We start from the raw sequence: 232 nt of genomic DNA, 5'->3' as shown, positions 1-232 counted from the left end.
CATCGGCATCGGCCTCGGCACGGCGTGGCCGGGTGCCCTTGATCGGCCGGGTTTCCACCTGGCCGCGGCTGACCCGCAGGAAGCGCTCTGGCGAATGGCTGAGCAGGGCGCCGCGCTCCAGCGCCAGATAGCCGGAGAAGGGCGTCGGGCAGGCGGCGCGCAGGGCCTGGTAGGCCGTCCAGGGCGAACCTTGGAAGGGGGCGCGAAAGCGCTGGGCGAAGTTGACCTGATA

At 71.6% G+C, this 232-nt stretch carries 1 protein-coding gene; it reads right to left on the bottom strand.

Going from position 1 to position 232, the window contains the following annotated elements:
* A partial coding sequence (locus FS767_RS22675) for a chorismate-binding protein (RefSeq protein ID WP_178102793.1) occupies positions 1 to 232 on the bottom strand: 232 nt, incomplete at both ends.

The organism is Pseudomonas sp. DE0010, assembly GCF_007680745.1.
Classification (GTDB): Bacteria; Pseudomonadota; Gammaproteobacteria; order Pseudomonadales; family Pseudomonadaceae; genus Aquipseudomonas; species Aquipseudomonas parafulva_B.
Note: the sequence above shows the minus strand (reverse complement) of the source record. Positions and strands in the feature narration are given on the sequence as shown.